The following is a 21374-nucleotide window of genomic DNA, read 5'->3' on the forward strand; positions in this document are numbered from 1 at the left end:
AGTATTTTAATTAATAATATTCAAAAAGAGACATTTCATTTCGGAATGTCTCTTTTTATTTTTGGTTACATTGACTAATATCCGTTTCGAGTTTTGTATGTTTGCAAATGCATAAAGCATCATTTTATGAAAAAAATTTTAGGCAAACTTTTGTACTCATTAGGAGGTTGGAAATTAGATAATCATCTCGATCTATCGAAAGTAGATAAATGCGTTTTGGTTTGCGCTCCGCACACTTCCAATTGGGATTTTTACTATACTATTTTGGCTTTTTGGCAAATGGGAATTCCAATGAAAATGTTTATCAAAGATGCTTGGACAAAACCTTGGTATGGATATTTTATAAAGAAAATGGGCGGAATCGGAATTGATCGTTCTCAACGACATAATATGGTCGATTTTGCTTCAGATATTTTGAAAGAATCAGATAAATTATATTTAATTAATACACCAGAAGGAACGCGTTCTCGTGCAGAAAAGTGGAAAAATGGATTTTTCTATATCGCGCAAAAAGCAGATGTTCCGATTGTTTTGGCTTATTGTGATTTCAAGAAAAAAAGAGCTGGAATTTCAAAAATTGTAGAAACAGAAAACAGAACTTTAGAAGATGTGATGGATGAAATTCAAGATTTTTACAAAAAAGTTAGGGCAAAACATCCAGCACTTTATAACCCAAAAATACATTAAATTATGAACGAACAAGATATTTTACAGAAGTTCAATGAAATTTCGAAAAATACATTACTTGAAACTTTAGATATAGAATTTACGGCAGTTGGAGAAGATTTTTTATCAGGAAAAATGCCTGTTACGCCTAAAGTTCATCAACCATTTGGGTTATTGCATGGAGGCGCTTCTATCGTTTTGGCGGAAACGTTGGGAAGTACATTGTCAAATATTATTTTACATTCGGATGATTTTGTGGCGGTTGGTCAACATGTTGACGCAAATCATCTTCGTCCAAAAAAGGAAGGAACAATTTTTGGGCATGCAACAGTCGTAAAACAAGGTCGTACTTCGCATTTGATTAAGATTGAAATCAAAGATGAAAACGATAAATTAATCTGTTATACACATTTAACAAACGCTATTATTTCTAAAAAACATGTTTAAAAAATTTCAAGATAAACTTGAAAGATTAATTCAGAATCAAGAACCTTTTCTTCTTTTTAGAAAACCAAATTCTACACAAGTGGAGTTGTGGGAAAATAAAGATTTTGAATCGGATAACAAGTTTATTTGTAATAGTTTCGATAATACAAAATTGGTTGAATTTAATGATAATGAGGTTATAGATATTGGAATAAATGAATTACCAAATTTTGAACTTTCTTTACCAGAATCAAACAAAAATGAAGCAATTTCGTATGAAAATTATATTGATTTAATTCAAAAAACAGTTGAAGAATTACAAAGTGATTCACCAACTAAAAAAATTGTAATTAGTCGAATCAATTCACTTCCAGAAACGAATATTAATTTAGTTGAAACTTTTAAAAATTTACATCAACATTATCCAAATGCCTATGTGTATTTGCGATTTGATACAGAAGAAGGTTGTTGGATTGGAGCTTCGCCAGAGCTTTTATTGAAAGAAAATAATCAATTTATACAAACTGTTTCTTTAGCTGGAACAAAAGCAAAAGAAGATGAATGGACAGAGAAAGAATATCACGAACAACAAGTAGTAACTGATTATATTTCGTCAACTTTAGAACCTTATACTTCTTACATTGATGTGGACGGACCATTTTCGGTAAATGCAGGATTTTTTGAACATTTGAAATCATTTATTTCAGCTCAATTAAAAGACAAATCTCAGCTGTATGACTTGTTGAAAGCTTTGCATCCAACGCCTGCTGTAGGAGGAATGCCAAAGGATCTGTCAAAAGATTTTATTCTCGAAAACGAAGGCTATAATCGTACTTTTTATGCAGGTTTTATGGGCTTTCAAAATAAAACAGAATCGGAGTATTTTGTTAATCTTAGATGTGCAAAAATCTATTCTAATAAAGTAAATTTGTATGTAGGAGGAGGTATTATGCCCGATTCTATTCCTGAAAATGAATGGCGAGAAACAGAACTGAAATCAAAAACAATAGGTGAATTGTTGGTGAAAACAGAGAATTAAATCAACTTAGGACGTTTAGATTTTGGTAAAGTTAAGATGACTAAATTATAAGAATCTTTTATCCATTCTTTGATTTGAATGTTTTTCACGTCTTGATGAATTTTAACAGTATTCCAATGTTTTTTGTTCATGTGATAACCAGGAATTACAGCTTCGAAAGTTGCGCGTAATTCGATTGCATTATCTGGATCACATTTGATATTTACAGAATCAAAATCGTCAATATTACAAAGGCAAAACATTTTTCCAGCGATATAAAAGACCAAAGTAGATTGATCAAAAGGAAATTTTTCTTCGACCAATGGAAGTCCTAAACAAAACTCTCTTAACTCTTCTATATGCATAAAAATATTTTTAGTGAAGATACAAATAAAACGAAAACGACCTTAATTACAAGGTCGTTTTCTATTAAATGTGGAATGTATGCAATTAATTTACATCCCACCAAACACGCGTATTGATGTTATCTGGTCCCATTTGTTGAAGTGCGTTCTGATAGCCTTCTGGGTTATAATTTCTAACACTTGTTGGATAAAGCATACGACGAGGCATTTTTTTATCATTCAACATGGTAGAAGTTGTCGGTAATTTTGGAAAACCAGTTCTTTTATATTCAAACCATTGTTGGTAATCTGTAAAGAATAAAGCAAAATATTTTTGATCGATGATACGTTCTAACGTATTGTTGTATTTAATTTTTTCTTGTGCCATAAATTCAGCAGTAGGCTCGATATTCGTCCATAATTGTACAGCAGCTTTTACAGCTTTATCATAATGAGTTTTTGCATCACCACCTAAACCTTTTTGAGCCATTTCAGCTTTTATAAACTCAACTTCAGCATAAGTCATTAATGGAATTTTCATCGGAGCGATAACAATTGCATTGTTAGGAGATGACGGATTGAATTTGTAATCAGAACTATTTCCTTCGTAAGCTGCAGGAACTCCTTTGTAACCTAATGAAGAACCATCCAAATTAGAAGCTTTATTGACTAAAATTGGTAAACGAGGATCATTAGTTTCATTCATTTTATCAATAAAAAATGTTGTGAATGTTCGGCTATCTCTATAATCTTGTGCTCTTGGCCAAGGAGATAAACTTGGTGCTAAACCAGAAATTTGTAAAATAGCAGATTCTGATTCACTTTCGAAAATAGGATAAGTTGTCGGATTATCAATTATTTTTTTAAGTTCTGTTAAGGCAGATGCATCACGATTCGAAATTCTTAATAATAATCTCATTTTAAGAGAATTTGTGAATTTTTTCCAACGTGTTATATTGATGTTTTTTTCACTACTTGGGAATAAAATATCGGTACCATATTTTAGACCTAAATTAGTTACATATAATTGATTTGCTTTCTCTAAATCATTTAATAATTGCTTATAAATATCTTGTTGTGTATCAAATTTTGGTTTTGTAATTCCTTCTTCTGCTTTGGCTGCTTGAGAAAAAGGAACATCGCCAAACATATCGGTTAAATTAGAAATAACTAAAGAACGAAGCGTTAATGCAATTGCTTGATAATTGACATCTCCAGCTTTTTGCGAAACTTTTAGCATTTCCTCCAAATTAACAAGATTTGTGTAGGCATTATTCCAAGTCGAATTTCCCGTTCCTGTTGTTACATCATAACGATGAAGTCCCATTGCATTGCTTGGATAAGGAATATGAACTTGCATCAATTGAGCTGTAATATCGTAGTTTTTTAAAACATTATTTTCAGCCAAATCATAAAGAACAGGATTTAAAACAGAACCTGAATTAATTTCTGTGATTAAGTTTGGATCTTCATTTGCTTTCTCAAAATCGTTTGTACAAGAGAAAACAGTTGAAATTATAGTGAAGGCAAAAAATAGTTGAATTGAAATCTTTTTCATTTTAATAAATTGAATGTTGTAAATTATAATGAAGCTTTTAAGGTTACTCCATACGTTGCTGTTGACGGCATTTGTCCCATTTCAACTCCAGGTACATAAGTATTTCCATTTAATGATGCTGTTTCTGGATCGTATAAAGGAAAATCACTAATCGTGAATAAATCGCGTCCGTAAACTGTTAATGACAATGCTTGTAAACCTGTTTTTGATAATAATCTTTTAGGAAAATCAAATGTTAAACTCACATCTCTTAATTTTAAATATGAAGCTTCGAATGAATTAGATTCTACATTTGCACGACGATTATATTCAGCATAATAAGTTGCCACATCAGCTTTTGTTGTATTTGGAGAATAAGTTCCGTCAGCATTCAATACAACACCATTTCCAATGATGTAACCATCTTCTCGACCAGGTAAAGAATCTGCCAATTTTCCTTGCTCCATCATTTTGTGATAAGTTTGTGAATAGACAATTCCACCATATTGTCCGTCTAATGTAAAACTGAAACGCAATGTTTTGAATTTGATTTCATTTGTGAAACCTGCTCTCCATTTAGGTGTTGCGTCTCCAACATATTCTATTAATCCATTTTTAAGTGGAACACCTGTTTTTGCATCATAAATGATTTGTCCCGCATCGTTTCTTACAAATTTTTCACCATATAGAGCTGTAGAAGAACCGCCAACTTTAGCAATTTGATAAACTGTTCCAGATTGACCAAGAATCATTTGATCACCTTCTATTCCTTCTACTAAAGATTTTACTTTGTTTTCATTTTTAGACCAAGTTCCAATCATTTTCCATTCAAAATCTTTACTTTTAATTGGAGAATACGTAGCTGCTATTTCAATTCCTCGGTTTTCAATTTCTCCTCCATTTACCACTCTTCTTGAATAGCCAGTTGTGATATCATTTGGTAATTCGAAGATTTGATTTTTTGTACTTTGTTGATAAACTGTAAAATCTAAGCTTAATCTTTTCTTGAATAATAAAGCCTCGAAACCAGTTTCCCATGATGTTGTAGATTCAGGTTTAATATCAGGATTAAATAATCTTCCAGGTACTACTGCAGATGCTGTAAAATCGCTTTGATCGTAATATCTATTTGTCCAACCTGTTGTACCTCCGTTACCAACTTTTGCAAATGATAAACGGTATTTTAAGTAATTAATAGGTCCTTTTATTTTGAATAAATCTGACAGAATAAAACTTGAAGAGACTGAAGGATAAAAGAATGAGCTATATTTTACTGCAACAGAAGAATTCCAGTCGTTACGACCTGTAAAATCAACGAAAATCATGTCTTTCCAACCAAATGAAGCCATTCCATATAATGAATTTTCTTTTAAATTAGAATCATACGTTCTTGCAAAAGGAGAAGTTAATCCATTCGAAAGTTTATAAACTCCAGGCGAAGCTAAACCATTTACCCAAGCCGTTAAATTTCTGTATTCATAATTTTTTCTATTACCTCCAACATTTGCATTGAAACCAAAATCTCCCCATTTATCAGTATAAGTTAATAAGAAATCGATATTTGTTTCAGTTTTAGATATGTCTTGTCTTTTGTAATATCCATTCGGCGTACGATTCATATCAAATGGACGTTTTTGTTCGCGCAATTGAGTATAGGTATTAATTGCAGGACGTAACATTAAGCTTAATTTATTGCTTAATTTAAAATCTGCTCTAATATTTCCAACAATTTGATTACTACTCATTGGATTAACAGCTTCGTAAGCAATAGCATAAGGATTGTCCATGTATGAACTAAATGGGCGAATCATTTTTACTCCATTGAAATCCTTTTTCCAAATTGGTTTGTACCAATTTAAATCTACGTTTGGATTTTGGAAGATCATAAAATAAGCAATAGATCCGTTATTGTAACCAGTTCCTGGTAAATTATCACTTGTTTTGCGAGTATAGTTTAAGGCAGTCGAAACTTTGATGCGATCACTTACTTGATAGTTTCCATTAATAGCAGCAGTATAATTTTCGTAGCCTGTATTTGGCATAATCCAGCTATTTTTCTGATGTCCAATAGAAGCTCTCATACTTCCTTTGTCATTTCCACCAGAAAGTGTAACTGCATTACTGAAAGTGAAACCAGTTTGCCAAAACCCTTTTCTATTATCTTTATACGCACGCCATAAAGTTCTTTCAGCCCCTTGTTTTTCTAAAGTTGGATCATATTGAAAAAATGATTGTCCGTCAAATTTTGGTCCGAATGCAGAAGAAGTACTTCCTGTATTTGGTCCATCTGCTGAGGTTTGATATGAGTAATAAGGATTGCCGTTTTTATCGAAACTTTTTCCAGTTCCTTGACCATATTCATATTGAAAATCTGGCCAATTGTTAATAACGTCAATAGCTACAGTTGATTTATATTCTAAACCTAATTGTTTACCTTTTTTACCTGATTTTGTTGTTATAATTAAAGCTCCATTTGCAGCTTTGTTTCCATAAAGAGCCGCTGCAGAAGGACCTTTTAAAACGGTTACACTTTCGATATCTGCTTGATTGATGTCAGAAATACCGTTACCAAAATCGATAGGTGAATCATCGCCCATGTAAGCAGTATTGTTTCCAGAAGAAGTCATTTCTGTACTCATTGGAACACCATCGATGACAATTAAAGCGTAATTTTTTGATTGGTCGATTGAATTTGCTCCGCGCAAAATAATTTGCTGAGAATTGATTGGTCCATTTCCTCCAGAAATAATATTAAGACCAGCTACTTTTCCTTTCAATCCCGAAGACCAGTTATTCGCTTCTGCTGTTGCAAGTTCTTCCGAACCTATATTTTGTTGAGCAAATCCTAATTTTTTCTGCTCTCGCTTTATCCCCAAAGCAGTTACAATTACCTCATTCAGTTGGTTAGATTCTTCTTGTAAAGTAATTTTTACTTGAGAAATATCTTTCGGTGTGTATTCAATAAATTTGTGTTGAGATGAATTTACCAATAATGTAGGATGAGCAACATTTACTGAAACAAATTCGAAAAAACCATCTCCGTCTGTAAATGTTTTAAAAGATGTTCCCTTGATGATGATTTCTACATCTGCAATTCCTAATCCGTTTTGATCAACGATTTGACCTTTGATTGGATTTTGATCTTGAGAAATCGATTGATGATAATCTGTTCCGGTGTAAGTTTTAGCATTGGCGTGTAAACTTAAAAATCCACCTAGTAGAAGTAGTGGTAATTTTAATTGTTTCATAGCTGTAAATGTGAAATGTTTATGTGTTAAAAATTTTAACAAAACTAGAACTTCTTTTTATGAAGTTGTTTAACTCATGGTTAAGAGATTTTTAAGTAAACATTACTAAAATAGAGGTCTTGATATTAGTTTTACATTTGAATAAAGGTTTATTGATTTTTATTTAACATGAATAAATTGTAAAATATTTTATTTAAAAAAGCCACTTCAAAAGAAGTGGCTTATCAAGATGTGTATAAAACGGTTATTTAATAACTTCGAAAGAAGATTTTTCTGTAAAAGTGTTTCCGTACAAATCGGTTGCGCGAACTTCAATTGGATAAGTTCCAACTTTTAGTTTATTCGGTAAACGAACTGACCAAATATGTTTCGAAATTTCTGGAGCAGAAGGTCTGTTACCAATATTTGTAATTTCTGCATTATCAATTTTCATGATGGTTTCCATATAATTGTAATCAACTGTTGGATCCCAATTCATCTCTTTCCATTCACCATTATTTACACGATATTCAACTTTATTTGATTCATGTCCCATAAAGAAATTAGCATATAAAAAAGCACGATTGCGTTTACCTTCTTTTACTTTTTTTGTGTGGTACAGGTCGATTTGTTTTTCTTTTGGTGAATTTGCAACTTTATAATCAAATTTATATTGATTACCATCTACATGTAAAAAAGCATAACCTTTTGGTGTACCATCACGCATCGTAGAGGCCGGAACTCCTTTTGCATCTTTCGGTCCCGAATACCAATCACCAGAAGTTGTTCCAACATTGTACTCGTGATGAGGTTTTTGTTGTTGCCAACCATCTTGATTTGCATAAAAAATCTGTTCTTGGAAATGTGTATGAGCAGACATTGAAATTGTATTTGGGTAATCTTTTAACAATTCGAATAATTGATTTCTATCTTCTGGACGTGTGTCACGCAACGGAATATGAAATGCTAAAACAATTAAATGATCTTTTGGAACAAATTTTAAATCATTTTTAATGAATTCTAATTGATCAGGACGGAAACCTCCCCAATATCCTTTTCCATCACGAGGATCTGGATATAAAATATCATCTAAAACAATAAAATGTGCTTTACCGATATTATATGAATAATTATTTGGACCGAAATTTTTCTCGAACGTTTCATCCGAATATTGATCTTCTTTTGCATCATAATTCATATCGTGATTTCCCATAACATTGTACCAAGGTAAACCAACTTTCGAAACAGCTTTTATATAAGATGGATGCAAATTCAAATCATCACCAACCAAATCTCCTAAAGAAAGTCCGAATTCCATTCCTTTAATTCCTTTAACATCATCAATTACACCTTTAGAGAAATACTCGATTTCTTCTTCTGTATAAGCTTGAGGATCACCAAAAATTAAAGCCGAAAATTTTTCGTTTTCTTTTGTAGGAATTAAAGCAAAATCAATACTCTTTGGAGTATTTCCAGTCGGAGCAGAACCTGCATATTCTAATTTTGGAGAGCCATTAGGTTTGTTGATGTAGTAGAATTGTGGCTGATTGAATTCGTTTGTAGGAATTTTGTAATTTGTTGGTTTAATGACAAACAAAATAGTTTCGTTATCAATCTCGATTTGATATTCTCCTTTATCATTTGTCGAAACAACTTGTTTTCCGTTACTAATTTGCACGTTTGCCAAACGTTTTTCTGATTTATCGAATTTATTGTTTTGATTTTTATCTTCAAAAACAATTCCTTTAGCAAGTTGTTGAGCGTTGACAGAAGTATAAAAACTTCCAAATAATACTAGCGATAATACGATTTTTTTCATTGTGTGAATTTCTTGTTTTGTAGATGTTAAAATTCTATATTTTATGCGGTATTCGGATTAACACAACAATAAGTAAAGATTAAATTTAAGTAAATAAGAATAATATATTTTCAAATTTAATAATGGATGAATAATTGTCTTTGATTATTAAATATTCTAAATTTGCAACCGATTGCATTATGTTATGGAAGAGAAATTAAGCATGAGTTCACGACAAATTTTCATGCAAATTATAGGTTATGTAAGTTTTTCATTTATAGGTTATTTACTTATAGGTTTACCGTTGGCTATTTTACCTATTTTTATTACAAAAACATTAGGTTTTACTGAGCTTGTAGCGGGTATTGTAATTAGTTTGCAATATGTGATAACTTTTATATTGAGAGGTTATGCGGGAAAAATCGTAGATACAAAAGGTCCTAAACCAGCCGTTTTATTGAGTATGAGTTTGTTTATTTTAGCAGGAGTTTTATTATACTTTTGTTACTTCACAAGAAACAATCATTTTTTGTCAATAGCTATTCTTGTACTTGCGAGATTGGTTACTGGTGCAGCAGAAGGAATGGTAGGTGGAAGTCCAATAAACTGGGCAATTTTAAAAATTGGACAACAACATACAGCGAAAGCAATTTCTTATAATGGTGTTGCTAGTTATGGTGCATTGGCAATTGGAGCACCATTGGGAGTTATCTTAAATCAATATTTTGGACTTGGTTTTATTGGTTTGTTTAGTATTGTTTGTGCGATTATAGGTTATTTTTTAGCTAGAAATAAAGAGAATATATTAACTGCAGTTTCAAAAGTTCCGCAACCATTTATAAGTGTATTGAAAACAGTGGCTCCTTTTGGAATTTGTTTAGCACTTGCAGGTCTTGGATTTGGAGGAATTTCTAATTTTATAACACTTTACTACGACTTTTATAGTTGGTCGAATGCAGCTTTATGTTTAAGTGTTTTCAGTTTATTGTTTATTGTAGGACGATTATTTTTTAATAGTTCAATTAATACATTAGGAGGATTAAAAGTTGGAATTATTTGCATGATAGTCGAAACGATAGGTTTATTAATTCTTTTTAGTGCGCCAAATTCTTTTATCGCTCTTATTGGTGCAGGTATTACAGGAATTGGTTTTTCATTGGTTTTTCCTGCGATGGGAGTAGAGGCTGTTGCTTTGGTTTCAGATAATAGTAAAGGAGCTGCTTTAGCTGCGTATGGCTTGTTTATTGATATCTCATTGGGAATTACAGGTCCTCTAATTGGTGGTGTTATCAGTTTGTTTGGAATGTCAAACTTATTTGGTTTTTGTAGTTTGTTTGTGTTTATAGGATTATTGTATAGTTATTATTTACAAACAAAAAAAAATCGTTCAGAATTTAATAATTCCGAACGATAATATGAAAACATCTAATTTTAGATTCTTTTACGTAGTAAATTTTACCTGTTCTAACATAATTTTTTAGCACTTGTTCTAACTCTTTTTCTAGTTTAGAATCAGGTCTAATTTTATGATTAAACCTAACATAAGAAATATCAAAAGCAGCACCAAAATTATGTGAACTATCATTAGAAGAAGCATTTTTATTAATTCCTCTCAAACGATTTTGATCATGTAGCGTTCGTGTCATTGATGTAACAACGAAAAAATTTTGACCTGTTGTTTTTACAAAATCTCTTGCAATACTTGTCAAAATATCTCGACCTTTTGGAATAAGATACGAATGACTATGCGTTAAATCACCAACTCGCCAACCATAACCACGTTGTTTTATTTTAACCAATTTACCTTGATTGATATATTTGTTCAACTTTTTATCACCATCAATTAGCTCAAGTTTATGAGATTTTGCGGCATTCAAATGCTGAACATATTCTTTAGAAGGTTCTATAATAACTCGAGATTGAGCGTAACCGAATAAAGAAGAGCAAATAAAAAAAGTTGTTAAAAATTGTTTCATGATTCAATTCTCTTCTGCAAAAATAGAAAAGAACTTTTATATATTACATTGTTGTTGATTTAAATTGATCGGGATTACGAACCGTTACATGAAAACAGTGTTGTCTATATTCTTTGATATAGTAAATTTTACCGTCTTCTTGCAATTGTTTTAAAATCGCTTCTAAATTATCACGATGAGTTTTGCTATACGTATATTTATTATTGAATTTTGTATACGACAAATCAAAAGAAGCACCATAGTTATGAGAACTTTCGCCTTTTGCTGCATTGCTATTTACTCGTCTTAAACTTGCTTGACTTTCTTCAGAACGGGTAAGCGAAGTTACAGTAATTGTAGCATTGTTTTCGTCCAGAAATTTTGAAGCAATTCGTTCCAACACAGTTTTTGCTCTGTTATTTAAAAAAGCTTTACTGTGTGTTAATTTCTCAATTGTGTACCCATTTCCTTCTTCAGGAATTGCAACTAATTTTTTTGTAGCAACTAAACCTTCAATATCATCAAAACTCTTCACGATTGGAATGTTGAATGATTCTGCTGCCATTAAATGATCGTCATAAGTTACTTTTTTTGTAGAGATAGAAGTGGATGAAGAGGCAGAATTTTCTGCTAAAATGTAACTTTCTTGACTTTGAGCTGAAATAAATATTCCGCTAAAAAGACAAGAAAGGGCAATTAATTTTTTCATGTTTTAAATTATTACGCGACAAAATTAGAAGTTACAATTTAATAAAGACTTGTTAAAAATTATAATATTTAGGTAAACTTTTTTTAAAATTTTCTTAAATCTGTTCTCAAAATAGCATTGCTAGATAGATTGATAGAAATTTAAATTTCATCACATTTGAAACATAAAATATTCTTAAATATAAATTCTAATAGATTAAATCCTACTAAATTCGCTATTTTTGTAATTATTATTCATTTTTATTTTTAGACCTATTTATAAAATGGCAAAAGTTAAAGTTGGAATGGTACAAATGACTTGTACTAATAACAAACAAGAAAATTTAAACAAAGCAATAGAGCAAGTAAAAGTAGCAGCTGCAAAAGGCGCTCAAATTGTGTGTTTGCAAGAATTGTTTACCTCATTATATTTCTGTGACGTAGAAGATTACGATAATTTCGACTTAGCAGAAGCAATTCCTGGACCATCAACAGATGCGTTATCAGTTGTAGCTAAAGAATTGGGAGTGGTAATTATCGCTTCATTATTCGAAAAACGTGCGCAAGGTTTATATCACAATACAACCGCTATTTTAGATGCTGATGGACAATATTTAGGAAAATATCGCAAAATGCATATCCCAGATGATCCTGCGTTTTATGAAAAATTCTATTTTACTCCAGGTGATTTAGGTTACAAAGTTTTTGATACTAAATTTGGAAAAATTGGAGTGTTAATTTGTTGGGATCAGTGGTATCCAGAAGCTTCTCGTATAACAGCATTGATGGGAGCAGAAATTTTATTTTATCCTACTGCGATTGGTTGGGATACGACGCAAGACGAAGAAACAAATCAAGATCAATACAATGCTTGGCAAACAATTCAGCGTTCACATGCGGTTGCGAATGGAGTTCCGGTTATTTCTGTAAATCGTGTTGGTTTTGAGCAAGATGGAGCAATGAAGTTCTGGGGAGGCTCTTTTGCGACAAATGCGCAGGGAAAATTGTTGTACTTAGCAACGCATGATAAAGAGGAAACAGAAGTGGTTGAATTGGATTTGAACGAATCTGATTTCTTCCGTAAACACTGGCCTTTCTTAAGAGATCGCCGCATCGATTCTTATCAACCAATTACAAAACGTTTTATAGACGAGGATTAATGAAGAAATTATTTTCACTTATAGCATTGATAGGAAGTTTTGCATTTGGTCAAATAAAACCAATTCAGATTGATCCGATTAATAACAATTTATTTGTTTATCAAACATTCAATTCGTTTAATGGTGTTGAGTATAATGCAAATGGAATGTATTTGGTAACGAATAAAGGAATCGTTTTGTTTGATGTTCCTTGGCAGAAATCGCAATATCAAGAATTAAATGATATGTTACAAGAAAAGTATAATTTGCCAGTTATCGCTGTGTTTGCAACACATTCGCATGATGATAGAGCAGGAGATTTAAGTTTTTATAATGATTTGAATATTCCTACTTATGCAACTTCTTTAACCAATTCTAAATTAAAAAAAGAAGGAAAAGCGACATCAAAATTTGAGATTGAATTAGGAAAAACATACAAATTTGGTAATGAAAAATTTGTTGTTGAATATTTTGGTGAAGGACATACTTCTGATAATGTTGTGGTTTGGTTTCCAAAATATAAAGTGCTGAATGGAGGTTGTTTGATAAAAGGTGCTGACGCTGTAAATTTAGGTTACACAGGTGAAGCAAATGTTACTGAATGGCCAAAAACAGTACAGAAACTAGTTACAAAACATCCAAAAATTAAACAAGTTATTCCAGGTCATGATAATTGGAAAGTTACTGGACATATCGAAAATACGTTTAAACTTTTAGAAAAGAAATAAAATTGAACACTATAGATACATCAAAATTCCCAAAAGATTTAGGATATAGATTTCCTGCCGAATGGGAAGAACACGAAGCAACATGGTTGTCTTGGCCGCACAAAGAAGAATCTTGGCCAGATCGTATTCAGTTAATTTATCCAGCTTATGCTGAATTTATTGCTGAATTATCGAAAGGTGAAAAGGTTCGTATTAATGTGAAAGATGAAGAAATGAAAGTGTTTGCGTTGTCTTTTATCGAAAAAACGGATGCAGATTTGTCACAAGTTGAGTTTTATTTTAATGAAACAAATGATGCATGGTGTCGCGATCATGGTCCTGCATTTTTATTGAATAAAAACAATCCTGATAACCCAAAAGTTATTGTTGATTGGGGATTCAATGCGTGGGGAGGAAAATATCCACCTTTTGAAAATGACGATGTTGTGCCAACAAGAATTGGTGCAGAATTTAATCTTCCTGTTTTTCATCCTGGAATTATTATGGAAGGAGGTTCGGTCGAATTTAATGGAAAAGATACGTTGATGACATCAAAATCTTGTTTACTGAATGAAAATCGTAATCCAGATTATTCGCAAGAACAAATCGAAGAATTTTTAAGAAATTATTACGGAGTTTCGCAAATTCTATGGGTAGAAGACGGAATTGTTGGTGATGATACGGATGGACACATTGATGATACAATTCGTTTTGTAAATGAAGATACAGTTTTGACGGTTGTTGAAACAGATGAATCGGATGATAACTACGAATTGTTGCAAGTGAATCTTCGCCAATTGCAAGAAATGAAATTACGAGATGGACGTCCATTAAACATTATTGAATTGCCAATGCCGGATGCGGTTTATTGCGAAGGTGAGCGTTTACCTGCTTCTTATGCGAATTTTTATATTGCGAATAAATCTGTCATTGTACCAACTTATCGTTGTGCAAAAGATGCAATTGCTTTGGATATTATTCAGAAATGTTTCCCCGATCGTAAAGTTGTAGGAATAGATTCTACAGATATTATTTGGGGACTAGGATCTTTCCATTGTTTGAGTCAACAAGAACCTAAGATTTAGTTTTTAAAATACAAAAATACCCCTCTTCAAAATTTCTTGTTGAGGGGTATTGATTTAGAATGAAAACTAAAAACTTATTTTTTAATATATTTCTCTAAGCCGATATTTAGTATGATCAGTTCTTTAACAGCTAATTTCGAAACTTCTTCGGCTCCAAGTTTTGATAGATGAGTATCATCGTTTTTGCCTTTTGGATAATAATCAATTTCATTTGGTTGATAATGTAAATGCAATTTTTTAGAGTTTCCTGGACCATATTTTATTTCCAATTTCTCTGTCAAATATTGCATATCAACAAACGGAACATCCAAATCTTTTGCAACACTTCTCACAATCAAAGGATATAAACCGTGAGTGTCAACCAAAACGCCTTTTTCATTAAAATTTCGACGAACAATAGAAGTCATTAAAATCGGAATAGCACCTTTTGCTCGTGCTTCTGTAACATATTGTTCCAAATTTGCGCGATATTGAGTGACAGGATTTGTGTAACGAACAGAATCTTCAATTTTTTGATCGTTATGTCCAAATTGAATGATTACATAATCACCTTTTTTCAATTGATTCTGAACTTTTTTCCATCTTCCTTCTGTTCTAAAACTTTTGGAACTTCTTCCATTTGTTGCATGATTCTGAATTTCTAAATCAGAATTCATTAACTCAGGCAAAAGTTGTCCCCAGCCATGTTCGGGATTTTTAGTTGGATTTTCTTTATTCGCCATTGTCGAATCTCCAACAAGAAATAGGGTTCTTTTTTGTGCGAATATTATGCTAAAAAACAAGCATAAAATCGTTGATAAAATTATTTTTTTCATGTTAATTCTGCTTTGGATTCCATCCGTTAAAAATATTCTCGATGGTATATTTTTGTATTTCTTTTTCGGTTAATTGATGCGACCAAATTGCTCTTTTTTGAGGATTATTTCCTAAACCTTTATTTTTATATTCTGCATAATAAGCTTTTTTTTCTTTATCTGGAAACATTGCATCACCTTTCCATTCGTTCCAACCAATAGGAAGAATATGTTTTCCCATTTCGGTATGTATAAAAACTGTTTTGGCAAAAGGACGCCAAGGTCTTCCTAAATAAACTTTTGTCAAATTGTTTTCTGCAATAAGACTACAATTGAAAAAAACATAACCAAATTCTTGCTCTTGATGTGTTGCCGCAGCTGTAATATAAGAATTAGCCAAACTTTTTATGGTACAATGCTCAAAAACGGCAATTGCTTCACCAAAAATAAAAACTGTCGTTCCTTCGATATAACAATTTTGATAATATTGACGACTTCTATTTGTAGCTGTGTACAATGTATCTTGACATCCTAATAACCGAATATTTTTTGCCACAAATTTATCGCCTTCCACATGCAGAGCAACAGCTTGACCTTGGTTACAACTTTCGTTTTGTATCGTGAGATTTTCTAATTGTATATCATCTGCTTCAACCAAAAAAGTGTAGGAAGTATAGGTTGTCATTTTTTGATTGGTTAAACCATCTATTTTTCCTGAAAAATCATTATTAGTAATAATAGTTTTCTCTGAATCTTCACCTTTTATCTTTATTTTATGTTTCCAAGAAGGAATTCTAATTTTTTCGTGATAAACGCCATTTTTAACAAGAATCAAAGCTTGATCTGGTCCTAAATCTCTCAACGAATTAATCGCTTCTTGAATAGATGTAAAATCTGCTTGTTGATCTTTTGCAACAGTAATTGTTTTGTATTGAGCATTTACATTAGTATAGATGAAATGTAAACAAACTATAAAAATGAATTGAATGATTTTCATTTGTTAAATCGTTTCGTTAAAAAATCAATAATGTAGTCTTTCGTTTCATCAAACCAAGGATTCATCAACCAAAAAGAATGAGGCGAATTCTTAATTTCGTATGCTTCATTTAGAATATGATAATCGCTTAATTTTTTCATCATATCATCTCTACCAGCTCGAAATCTCGGTTGCGAACTATTGATAAATAGAGTAGGAGGCGTTTTAGAAGTAACATATTCTAAAGGCGAAGCTTCTTTCCAAAGTTCAAAATTATCTTGTTTCGTATAACCGAAAAAATAACTGGCATAAGTACCTTCTTCAGCTTCGGGATGAATAAAAGAAACAATTCCATCAATATTGATAATTGCAGCAATTTTCTTTGATTTTACGCCGTAAAGTGTTGCCAATTGAGCACCTGCAGAAGCGCCAAGAATAACGATTTTCGATTGATCGAGTTTGTGTTTTTTACGATTCTTTCTCAAATAATTAACCGCATCATCCATATCTTCTAAAGGAGCTGGATATTTTGCAGCATCACTTAATCTATAATTTATCGCCATCGTTACAAAACCAGCTGAAGCCAACGTTTGAGCCATTGGTTTTTGATTTTCTTTGCTACCCGAAATCCAACCTCCACCATGTACAAGAACAATTGCTATAGAGGATTTAGTTTGATTTTTTGGTTGATAAATATCTGCTTTTAATTGATGTTTTTCTTGATAAATTATATCTTCAAACGCATTAATGTTTTCGAAGTTTTTAGAAGAAATCGGCGTAATAAAAGGGTAATTTTTCTTTAATTTTTTGTAAGTCGTTTCGATTGTATAAGGCGAAGCCTTCGGTCTCTCAACTTGACCGAAGGCTATCACCAAATGCATCATAAAAACAAACAAAATCTTTTTAATTGATAACTGCATTCTTTTTAACTTCTTTAGAACTTGTTACATTCTTCTTATCAAATGCTTTTGGTAACTTGATTTTATCAGATTCATTACCAATAATCTTAATTTCTGGAGTTGTAGCTGACTTGAATTCAGTAGTGCTTAAATCAACATTTTTACTGTTAAAAATTGTGACCGCTTTTCCCTCTTTGTAATTGAATTTTATATTTTTCAGTTGAATTCCATCAGCGTCAATAATACTTAAAGCTTTTTTCGTGTCGAAAGTTGAATTTTCAACCACAATATTTTTAATATTCATTTCTGCAAGTCCCATGATAAACAAAGCTTCGTGAGAACTTACAACATTAATATTTTTGAAAAATATATTTCGAATTGTTGGAGTTTCCTCTGTTACAGGAACTTTTTTATCATTTCTTTTTTCGTCATCTGCATTTTGATCATCTTCTACAATCGGAGAATTTCCTTCGTAAAACATGTTAAAACCAATTGCTTGCGCAGGAATATTAATCATATCAATATTAGAGATGTAAATATTTTCGATTAATCCACCACGACCACGAGTCGTTTTGAATCTTAAACCAATATCTGTTCCGATAAAAGTTGCACCAGAAACATGAACATTACGAACACCACCAGACATTTCGCTACCAATCACAAATCCGCCGTGCGCATGATAAACTGTGTTATTTTTGATAATTACATTTTCAGTAGGAATTCCACGATCGCGACCATCTTTATCTTTTCCAGATTTGATACAAATCGCATCATCACCAACATCAAACGTATTGTTGTAAATCAACACATTTTTACAAGATTCTAAATCCAATCCATCTCCATTTTGCGAATACCAAGGATTTCTAACATTCAAATTTCGAATGATAATATTCGAACTCATTAACGGATGAATGTTCCATGCTGGTGAATTTTGAAACGTTGGACCATCTAAAAGTACACGATCCGAATTAACAATACTAACCATTACTGGACGTAAAAAATCTCTTACTTTAATTAGATCTTCTTTGCTAATTTTATCAGGAACATTAAAATTAGAACTGCTGATATAACCTAATTTAGAACCTTCGCTTGGAAACCACGTTTTTTTATCATCTGATAAAACTCCGCCAGACGCAACTAGATTTTTCCATTGAGAATCTGTCATTTTACCCTTCTTTACAAAACGCCACGCATCACCATTTCCATCGATTGTTCCATTTCCTGTAATCGCAATATTCTGCGCATTTTTTGCAGAAATAGGAGAAGCAGTACGCGTTGTATTTAATCCTTCGAAGCTTGTTTCAACTAAAGGATAATCGTTAAAATCTTTACTAAAAATCAATAAAGCGCCATCTTCTAAATGTAAATTGATATTACTTTTAATTTCGATAGGACCACTCAACCAAATTCCGCGCGGAATAACAACTTTTCCTCCACCTTTTGCACTTGTTTCTGAAATAGCTTTGTTGATTGCTTCTGTATTTTTGAAAATTCCGTCTGATTTTGCACCATATTGAGCAATTGAAACAACACGATTTGGAAACGAAGTTTCTTTTACTTTAGGCATATTAAACTCAATATCCTTGTAAATATTCTCATCAACTTGAGCTGATATATGAGAAGAACAAACAACCGCTAACGCAACTGTAAGTAGTTTTATGTATTTTTTCATTATTTAATGGTTTTGTTTTGAATGATATTTTTGAATTCTTTGAAAACAATTGATGCGACAGCTTTTGCGCCTGCAATTTGAAAATGTGTATTATCTTTTTGTCCATTTGGATAAGCATCGTACAAATTCGCTTCAAAATTCATGAAATAGGTTTTTGTCACATATTCTTGTCCTTTTTGGTTAAAAAAATCCATCGATAATTGATTCAAATCTAAGAATGGAACATTTTTTTCTTTTGCAATTTCTTTAGCGACAAATGGATATTCGCCATGTACATTTTCTAGTTTTCCATTTTTCCATGGATAATTTCTCGCAACAGGACTTAGAATAATCGGAATTGCACCTTTTTCTCTTGTTTGATCCACATATAATCTCAAAAATTCTTTGTAACCTTCTAAATTTACAAATCGTTCTGGTTTATCTTCGGCGGCATCATTATGTCCAAATTGAATCAATACATAATCACCTTTTTTTAGTTGAGAATAAACCTCTCGCCATCTACCTTCTTGAAAAAAAGTACGCGTACTTCGACCACCTTTTGCTTTATCCTTGACGATGATATGTTTATTGGCTAAATGTTTCACATCTTGTACATTATCTTTTACAAAAAATGGTTGAAATTCTTGTCCCCAACCAGCAATTGGATATCTGTTTTTCATATAGTTTTTGCCCGGATCATAATCGTCTATATAATCTGCAACAGTTGAATATCCGATTAAGAAAATGGTGATTGATTTTCCTTTTTGAGCATGACAAAAATTTGACAAAGTAACGAAGCAAATTAAAGCATATAAAAATTGTTTTGTCTTCATTATTTCTCATTTTTATCTACTCTGAACCAATCAAAATCAGCATAACCACCACGTTTCGCATCTTGAGAACTTATACTATATATACCAACTTTTGCTCCGATCCATTTTCCTGGTTTAGCTTGAAATGGTTCTCCGATTGATGTATATTTTTTTCCGTTTTCACTAAAACTAAATTGACAAACTCCGTTAGGTTCGCTCACTCTTACTTTCAAGAAAACTTCATTAGTTCCTAATTTTACTTCGGATAGAATTTTTTCTGGATTATTTTTCTCTGCTTTTTCTGCACGAATCAATTGTAAATAATAACCATCTTTTTTATTTGTGATAACCAAAGATTGATAATCTGTTCCCATGATTAATAAACCAGCAGTTTTCCCTTCTGTAGCATCTTCAGGCGTAAGTTTTATTTTTGTTGAAGCTGTGAAATTTGGTGCAGGAAATTTTTGGGTTAACAAATTAGGAACCGTCCAAAGATTATTCGAATTTTCTGGAACTTTGATAGAGAAAAGACGAAGAAAATTTTGATTTGCTAATTTACTGTACCAAACAATTGAAGGATTTGCGCTCCATTGCCATTGTAATCCAATATCATTTTCTTTAAATTCATCTGTTTCTGAAGGATTTATAATGTCAGACTTATTCGAAATTGTAGGTTTTTTATACGTTAAAACTGGTTCTCCAATTCCATTTTTATCTTGATCAACACCAATAAAGGGCCAATCGTTGATCCATTTCATTGGTTGAAGATGAACAATTCGTCCATAAGTGTCCGCATCTTGAAAATGATAGAACCAATCTTCTCCATTTTTTGTATCCACCCAAGCACCTTGATGAGGTCCATTGACATTGGATTTCCCTTGTTCTAAAACAATTTTTTCATCATAAGGCCCATAAATATTTTTTGAACGTAAAACTAATTGCCTACCAGTAGCTACTCCACCTGCAGGAGCAAAAATGTAATAATAACCGTTGCGTTTATAGATTTTTGGTCCTTCGACAGTTGGATGATTTTCGTGTCCATCGAAAATGTGTTTTCCTTTATCTAAGACTTTTGTTCCTTCCGCATTCATTTTTTTGATTGTCAAAATACTTTTTACACCTGCACGACTTCCTGCCCAACCATGTACGATATAGGCATTTCCGTCCTCATCCCAAAACGGACACGTATCAATAATACCTTTTCCTTCTTGAACTAAAATAGGATCTTCCCATTTTCCGAAAGGATTTTGGGTTTTGACCATGTAAATTCCGAAATCTGGATCGCCCCAATAAATATAATATTCGTTGTTATGAAATCTGATACTCGGCGCCCAAACACCATCACCTCTTTTTGGCGTACTAAAATGTTTAATAGGAAAAACATCGGGTAGGGCATGATTGACCAATTTCCAATTAATCATATCAGTTGAATGTAAAATTGGTAAACCTGGCGCTTCATTAAAACTAGAAGCTGTCATAAAAAAATCATCACCGACACGAATTGCATCAGGATCAGAATAATCTGCATATAAAACAGGATTTTTGTACGTTCCGTTTCCTAAATCTGATATCCAGACATTTGATTTTTGAGCGTGTATTGGCAAGAAATTTAATCCTAATAATGATAGGAGAATTAATGTTGATTTCATGGCG

Annotated in this window: 19 protein-coding genes; 7 read left to right on the forward strand and 12 right to left on the reverse strand. The window is 32.0% G+C overall.

The annotated features are described in order from the left end of the window. Positions 1-126: 126 nt before the first annotated feature. Genes ACTS9J_RS06365 through ACTS9J_RS06375 form a run of 3 tightly spaced genes read left to right on the forward strand, consistent with a single transcriptional unit; the run spans position 127 to position 2131 of the window. Positions 127-687, forward strand: a complete 561-nt coding sequence (locus tag ACTS9J_RS06365) for a 1-acyl-sn-glycerol-3-phosphate acyltransferase (protein WP_286495621.1) — start codon at positions 127-129, stop codon at positions 685-687. A 3-nt stretch (positions 688-690) separates the two neighbouring features. After that, positions 691-1113 carry a PaaI family thioesterase gene (locus ACTS9J_RS06370; protein WP_219034304.1) on the forward strand — a complete coding sequence of 141 codons (423 nt, stop codon included), beginning with the start codon at positions 691-693 and terminating at the stop codon, positions 1111-1113. Beyond that, positions 1106-2131: an isochorismate synthase gene (locus ACTS9J_RS06375; protein ID WP_286495620.1), complete on the forward strand. Its 1026-nt coding sequence runs from the start codon at positions 1106-1108 to the stop codon at positions 2129-2131. The genes ACTS9J_RS06370 and ACTS9J_RS06375 overlap by 8 nt, the downstream gene beginning before the upstream one ends. Here the strand turns inward: ACTS9J_RS06375 and ACTS9J_RS06380 are convergent. The 4 genes from ACTS9J_RS06380 to ACTS9J_RS06395 all read right to left on the reverse strand — a co-directional run bounded on the left by ACTS9J_RS06380 (position 2128) and on the right by ACTS9J_RS06395 (position 9037). After that, on the reverse strand, positions 2128-2475 hold the full coding sequence (locus ACTS9J_RS06380) for an MmcQ/YjbR family DNA-binding protein (RefSeq protein ID WP_125350359.1): 348 nt from the start codon (positions 2473-2475) through the stop codon (positions 2128-2130). The genes ACTS9J_RS06375 and ACTS9J_RS06380 overlap by 4 nt on opposite strands. An 85-nt stretch (positions 2476-2560) precedes the next feature. Beyond that, on the reverse strand, positions 2561-4012 hold the full coding sequence (locus ACTS9J_RS06385; RefSeq protein WP_286495618.1) for a SusD/RagB family nutrient-binding outer membrane lipoprotein: 1452 nt from the start codon (positions 4010-4012) through the stop codon (positions 2561-2563). 23 nt (positions 4013-4035) lie between these two features. After that, the gene (locus ACTS9J_RS06390) at positions 4036-7239 is read right to left on the reverse strand and encodes a SusC/RagA family TonB-linked outer membrane protein (protein ID WP_291091670.1); all 3204 of its coding nucleotides are present in this window, start codon (positions 7237-7239) and stop codon (positions 4036-4038) included. Positions 7240-7483: 244 nt separating this feature from the next. Beyond that, complete coding sequence (locus ACTS9J_RS06395) at positions 7484-9037, reverse strand: calcineurin-like phosphoesterase C-terminal domain-containing protein (RefSeq protein ID WP_286495616.1); 1554 nt, start codon at positions 9035-9037, stop codon at positions 7484-7486. A gap of 202 nt (positions 9038-9239) precedes the next feature. On the opposite strand from ACTS9J_RS06395, the gene ACTS9J_RS06400 reads away from it, so the two are divergent. Further along, on the forward strand, positions 9240-10430 hold the full coding sequence (locus ACTS9J_RS06400; RefSeq protein WP_291052708.1) for an MFS transporter: 1191 nt from the start codon (positions 9240-9242) through the stop codon (positions 10428-10430). Here ACTS9J_RS06400 and ACTS9J_RS06405 read toward each other — a convergent pair. Both ACTS9J_RS06405 and ACTS9J_RS06410 read right to left on the reverse strand, forming a co-directional pair. Beyond that, the gene (locus tag ACTS9J_RS06405; RefSeq protein WP_219034309.1) at positions 10411-10992 is read right to left on the reverse strand and encodes a DUF5715 family protein; all 582 of its coding nucleotides are present in this window, start codon (positions 10990-10992) and stop codon (positions 10411-10413) included. The genes ACTS9J_RS06400 and ACTS9J_RS06405 overlap by 20 nt on opposite strands. A 43-nt stretch (positions 10993-11035) precedes the next feature. Continuing rightward, positions 11036-11680 (reverse strand): DUF5715 family protein, encoded by a 645-nt coding sequence (locus tag ACTS9J_RS06410; protein ID WP_114999918.1) that lies wholly within the window; start codon positions 11678-11680, stop codon positions 11036-11038. Positions 11681-11942: 262 nt separating this feature from the next. Between ACTS9J_RS06410 and ACTS9J_RS06415 the strand changes: the two genes are divergently transcribed. The 3 genes from ACTS9J_RS06415 to ACTS9J_RS06425 are packed head-to-tail and all read left to right on the forward strand — an operon-like array spanning position 11943 to position 14589. Next, on the forward strand, positions 11943-12818 hold the full coding sequence (locus tag ACTS9J_RS06415; protein ID WP_114999920.1) for a carbon-nitrogen hydrolase: 876 nt from the start codon (positions 11943-11945) through the stop codon (positions 12816-12818). Beyond that, a complete protein-coding gene (locus ACTS9J_RS06420) occupies positions 12818-13525 on the forward strand; it encodes a subclass B1 metallo-beta-lactamase EBR-4 (protein WP_114999921.1) in 708 nt (235 codons plus the stop codon). Before ACTS9J_RS06415 ends, ACTS9J_RS06420 begins: the two co-directional genes overlap by 1 nt. 2 nt (positions 13526-13527) lie before the next feature. Further along, positions 13528-14589 carry an agmatine deiminase family protein gene (locus ACTS9J_RS06425; RefSeq protein ID WP_219034310.1) on the forward strand — a complete coding sequence of 354 codons (1062 nt, stop codon included), beginning with the start codon at positions 13528-13530 and terminating at the stop codon, positions 14587-14589. 74 nt (positions 14590-14663) lie between these two features. Here the strand turns inward: ACTS9J_RS06425 and ACTS9J_RS06430 are convergent, their stop codons facing one another. The 6 genes from ACTS9J_RS06430 to ACTS9J_RS06455 are packed head-to-tail and all read right to left on the reverse strand — an operon-like array spanning position 14664 to position 21370. Further along, a complete protein-coding gene (locus ACTS9J_RS06430; protein ID WP_286495612.1) occupies positions 14664-15404 on the reverse strand; it encodes a rhamnogalacturonan acetylesterase in 741 nt (246 codons plus the stop codon). Position 15405: 1 nt separating this feature from the next. After that, on the reverse strand, positions 15406-16380 hold the full coding sequence (locus ACTS9J_RS06435; protein WP_448353049.1) for a pectinesterase family protein: 975 nt from the start codon (positions 16378-16380) through the stop codon (positions 15406-15408). Beyond that, positions 16377-17279 (reverse strand): alpha/beta hydrolase, encoded by a 903-nt coding sequence (locus tag ACTS9J_RS06440; RefSeq protein ID WP_219034313.1) that lies wholly within the window; start codon positions 17277-17279, stop codon positions 16377-16379. The genes ACTS9J_RS06435 and ACTS9J_RS06440 overlap by 4 nt, the downstream gene beginning before the upstream one ends. Continuing rightward, on the reverse strand, positions 17263-18930 hold the full coding sequence (locus ACTS9J_RS06445) for a glycoside hydrolase family 28 protein (protein ID WP_312068167.1): 1668 nt from the start codon (positions 18928-18930) through the stop codon (positions 17263-17265). Before ACTS9J_RS06445 ends, ACTS9J_RS06440 begins: the two co-directional genes overlap by 17 nt. After that, complete coding sequence (locus tag ACTS9J_RS06450) at positions 18930-19742, reverse strand: rhamnogalacturonan acetylesterase (protein ID WP_448353050.1); 813 nt, start codon at positions 19740-19742, stop codon at positions 18930-18932. Before ACTS9J_RS06450 ends, ACTS9J_RS06445 begins: the two co-directional genes overlap by 1 nt. Then, a complete protein-coding gene (locus ACTS9J_RS06455) occupies positions 19742-21370 on the reverse strand; it encodes a glycoside hydrolase family 43 protein (RefSeq protein ID WP_448353051.1) in 1629 nt (542 codons plus the stop codon). Before ACTS9J_RS06455 ends, ACTS9J_RS06450 begins: the two co-directional genes overlap by 1 nt. Between the last annotated feature and the right edge of the window lie 4 nt (positions 21371-21374).

It is taken from the genome of Empedobacter sp. ULE_I140 (genome assembly GCF_053482575.1).

Coding starts and splice junctions, on each gene's coding strand:
- ACTS9J_RS06415 (WP_114999920.1), top strand. CDS start 11,943: ATGGCAAAAGTTAAAGTTGGAATGGTACAAATGACTTGTACTAATAAC.
- ACTS9J_RS06420 (WP_114999921.1), top strand. CDS start 12,818: ATGAAGAAATTATTTTCACTTATAGCATTGATAGGAAGTTTTGCATTT.
- ACTS9J_RS06405 (WP_219034309.1), bottom strand. CDS start 10,992: ATGAAACAATTTTTAACAACTTTTTTTATTTGCTCTTCTTTATTCGGT.
- ACTS9J_RS06385 (WP_286495618.1), bottom strand. CDS start 4,012: ATGAAAAAGATTTCAATTCAACTATTTTTTGCCTTCACTATAATTTCA.
- ACTS9J_RS06450 (WP_448353050.1), bottom strand. CDS start 19,742: ATGAAGACAAAACAATTTTTATATGCTTTAATTTGCTTCGTTACTTTG.
- ACTS9J_RS06365 (WP_286495621.1), top strand. CDS start 127: ATGAAAAAAATTTTAGGCAAACTTTTGTACTCATTAGGAGGTTGGAAA.
- ACTS9J_RS06455 (WP_448353051.1), bottom strand. CDS start 21,370: ATGAAATCAACATTAATTCTCCTATCATTATTAGGATTAAATTTCTTG.
- ACTS9J_RS06395 (WP_286495616.1), bottom strand. CDS start 9,037: ATGAAAAAAATCGTATTATCGCTAGTATTATTTGGAAGTTTTTATACT.
- ACTS9J_RS06410 (WP_114999918.1), bottom strand. CDS start 11,680: ATGAAAAAATTAATTGCCCTTTCTTGTCTTTTTAGCGGAATATTTATT.
- ACTS9J_RS06435 (WP_448353049.1), bottom strand. CDS start 16,380: ATGAAAATCATTCAATTCATTTTTATAGTTTGTTTACATTTCATCTAT.
- ACTS9J_RS06390 (WP_291091670.1), bottom strand. CDS start 7,239: ATGAAACAATTAAAATTACCACTACTTCTACTAGGTGGATTTTTAAGT.
- ACTS9J_RS06375 (WP_286495620.1), top strand. CDS start 1,106: ATGTTTAAAAAATTTCAAGATAAACTTGAAAGATTAATTCAGAATCAA.
- ACTS9J_RS06380 (WP_125350359.1), bottom strand. CDS start 2,475: ATGCATATAGAAGAGTTAAGAGAGTTTTGTTTAGGACTTCCATTGGTC.
- ACTS9J_RS06400 (WP_291052708.1), top strand. CDS start 9,240: ATGAGTTCACGACAAATTTTCATGCAAATTATAGGTTATGTAAGTTTT.
- ACTS9J_RS06430 (WP_286495612.1), bottom strand. CDS start 15,404: ATGAAAAAAATAATTTTATCAACGATTTTATGCTTGTTTTTTAGCATA.
- ACTS9J_RS06445 (WP_312068167.1), bottom strand. CDS start 18,930: ATGAAAAAATACATAAAACTACTTACAGTTGCGTTAGCGGTTGTTTGT.
- ACTS9J_RS06440 (WP_219034313.1), bottom strand. CDS start 17,279: ATGCAGTTATCAATTAAAAAGATTTTGTTTGTTTTTATGATGCATTTG.
- ACTS9J_RS06370 (WP_219034304.1), top strand. CDS start 691: ATGAACGAACAAGATATTTTACAGAAGTTCAATGAAATTTCGAAAAAT.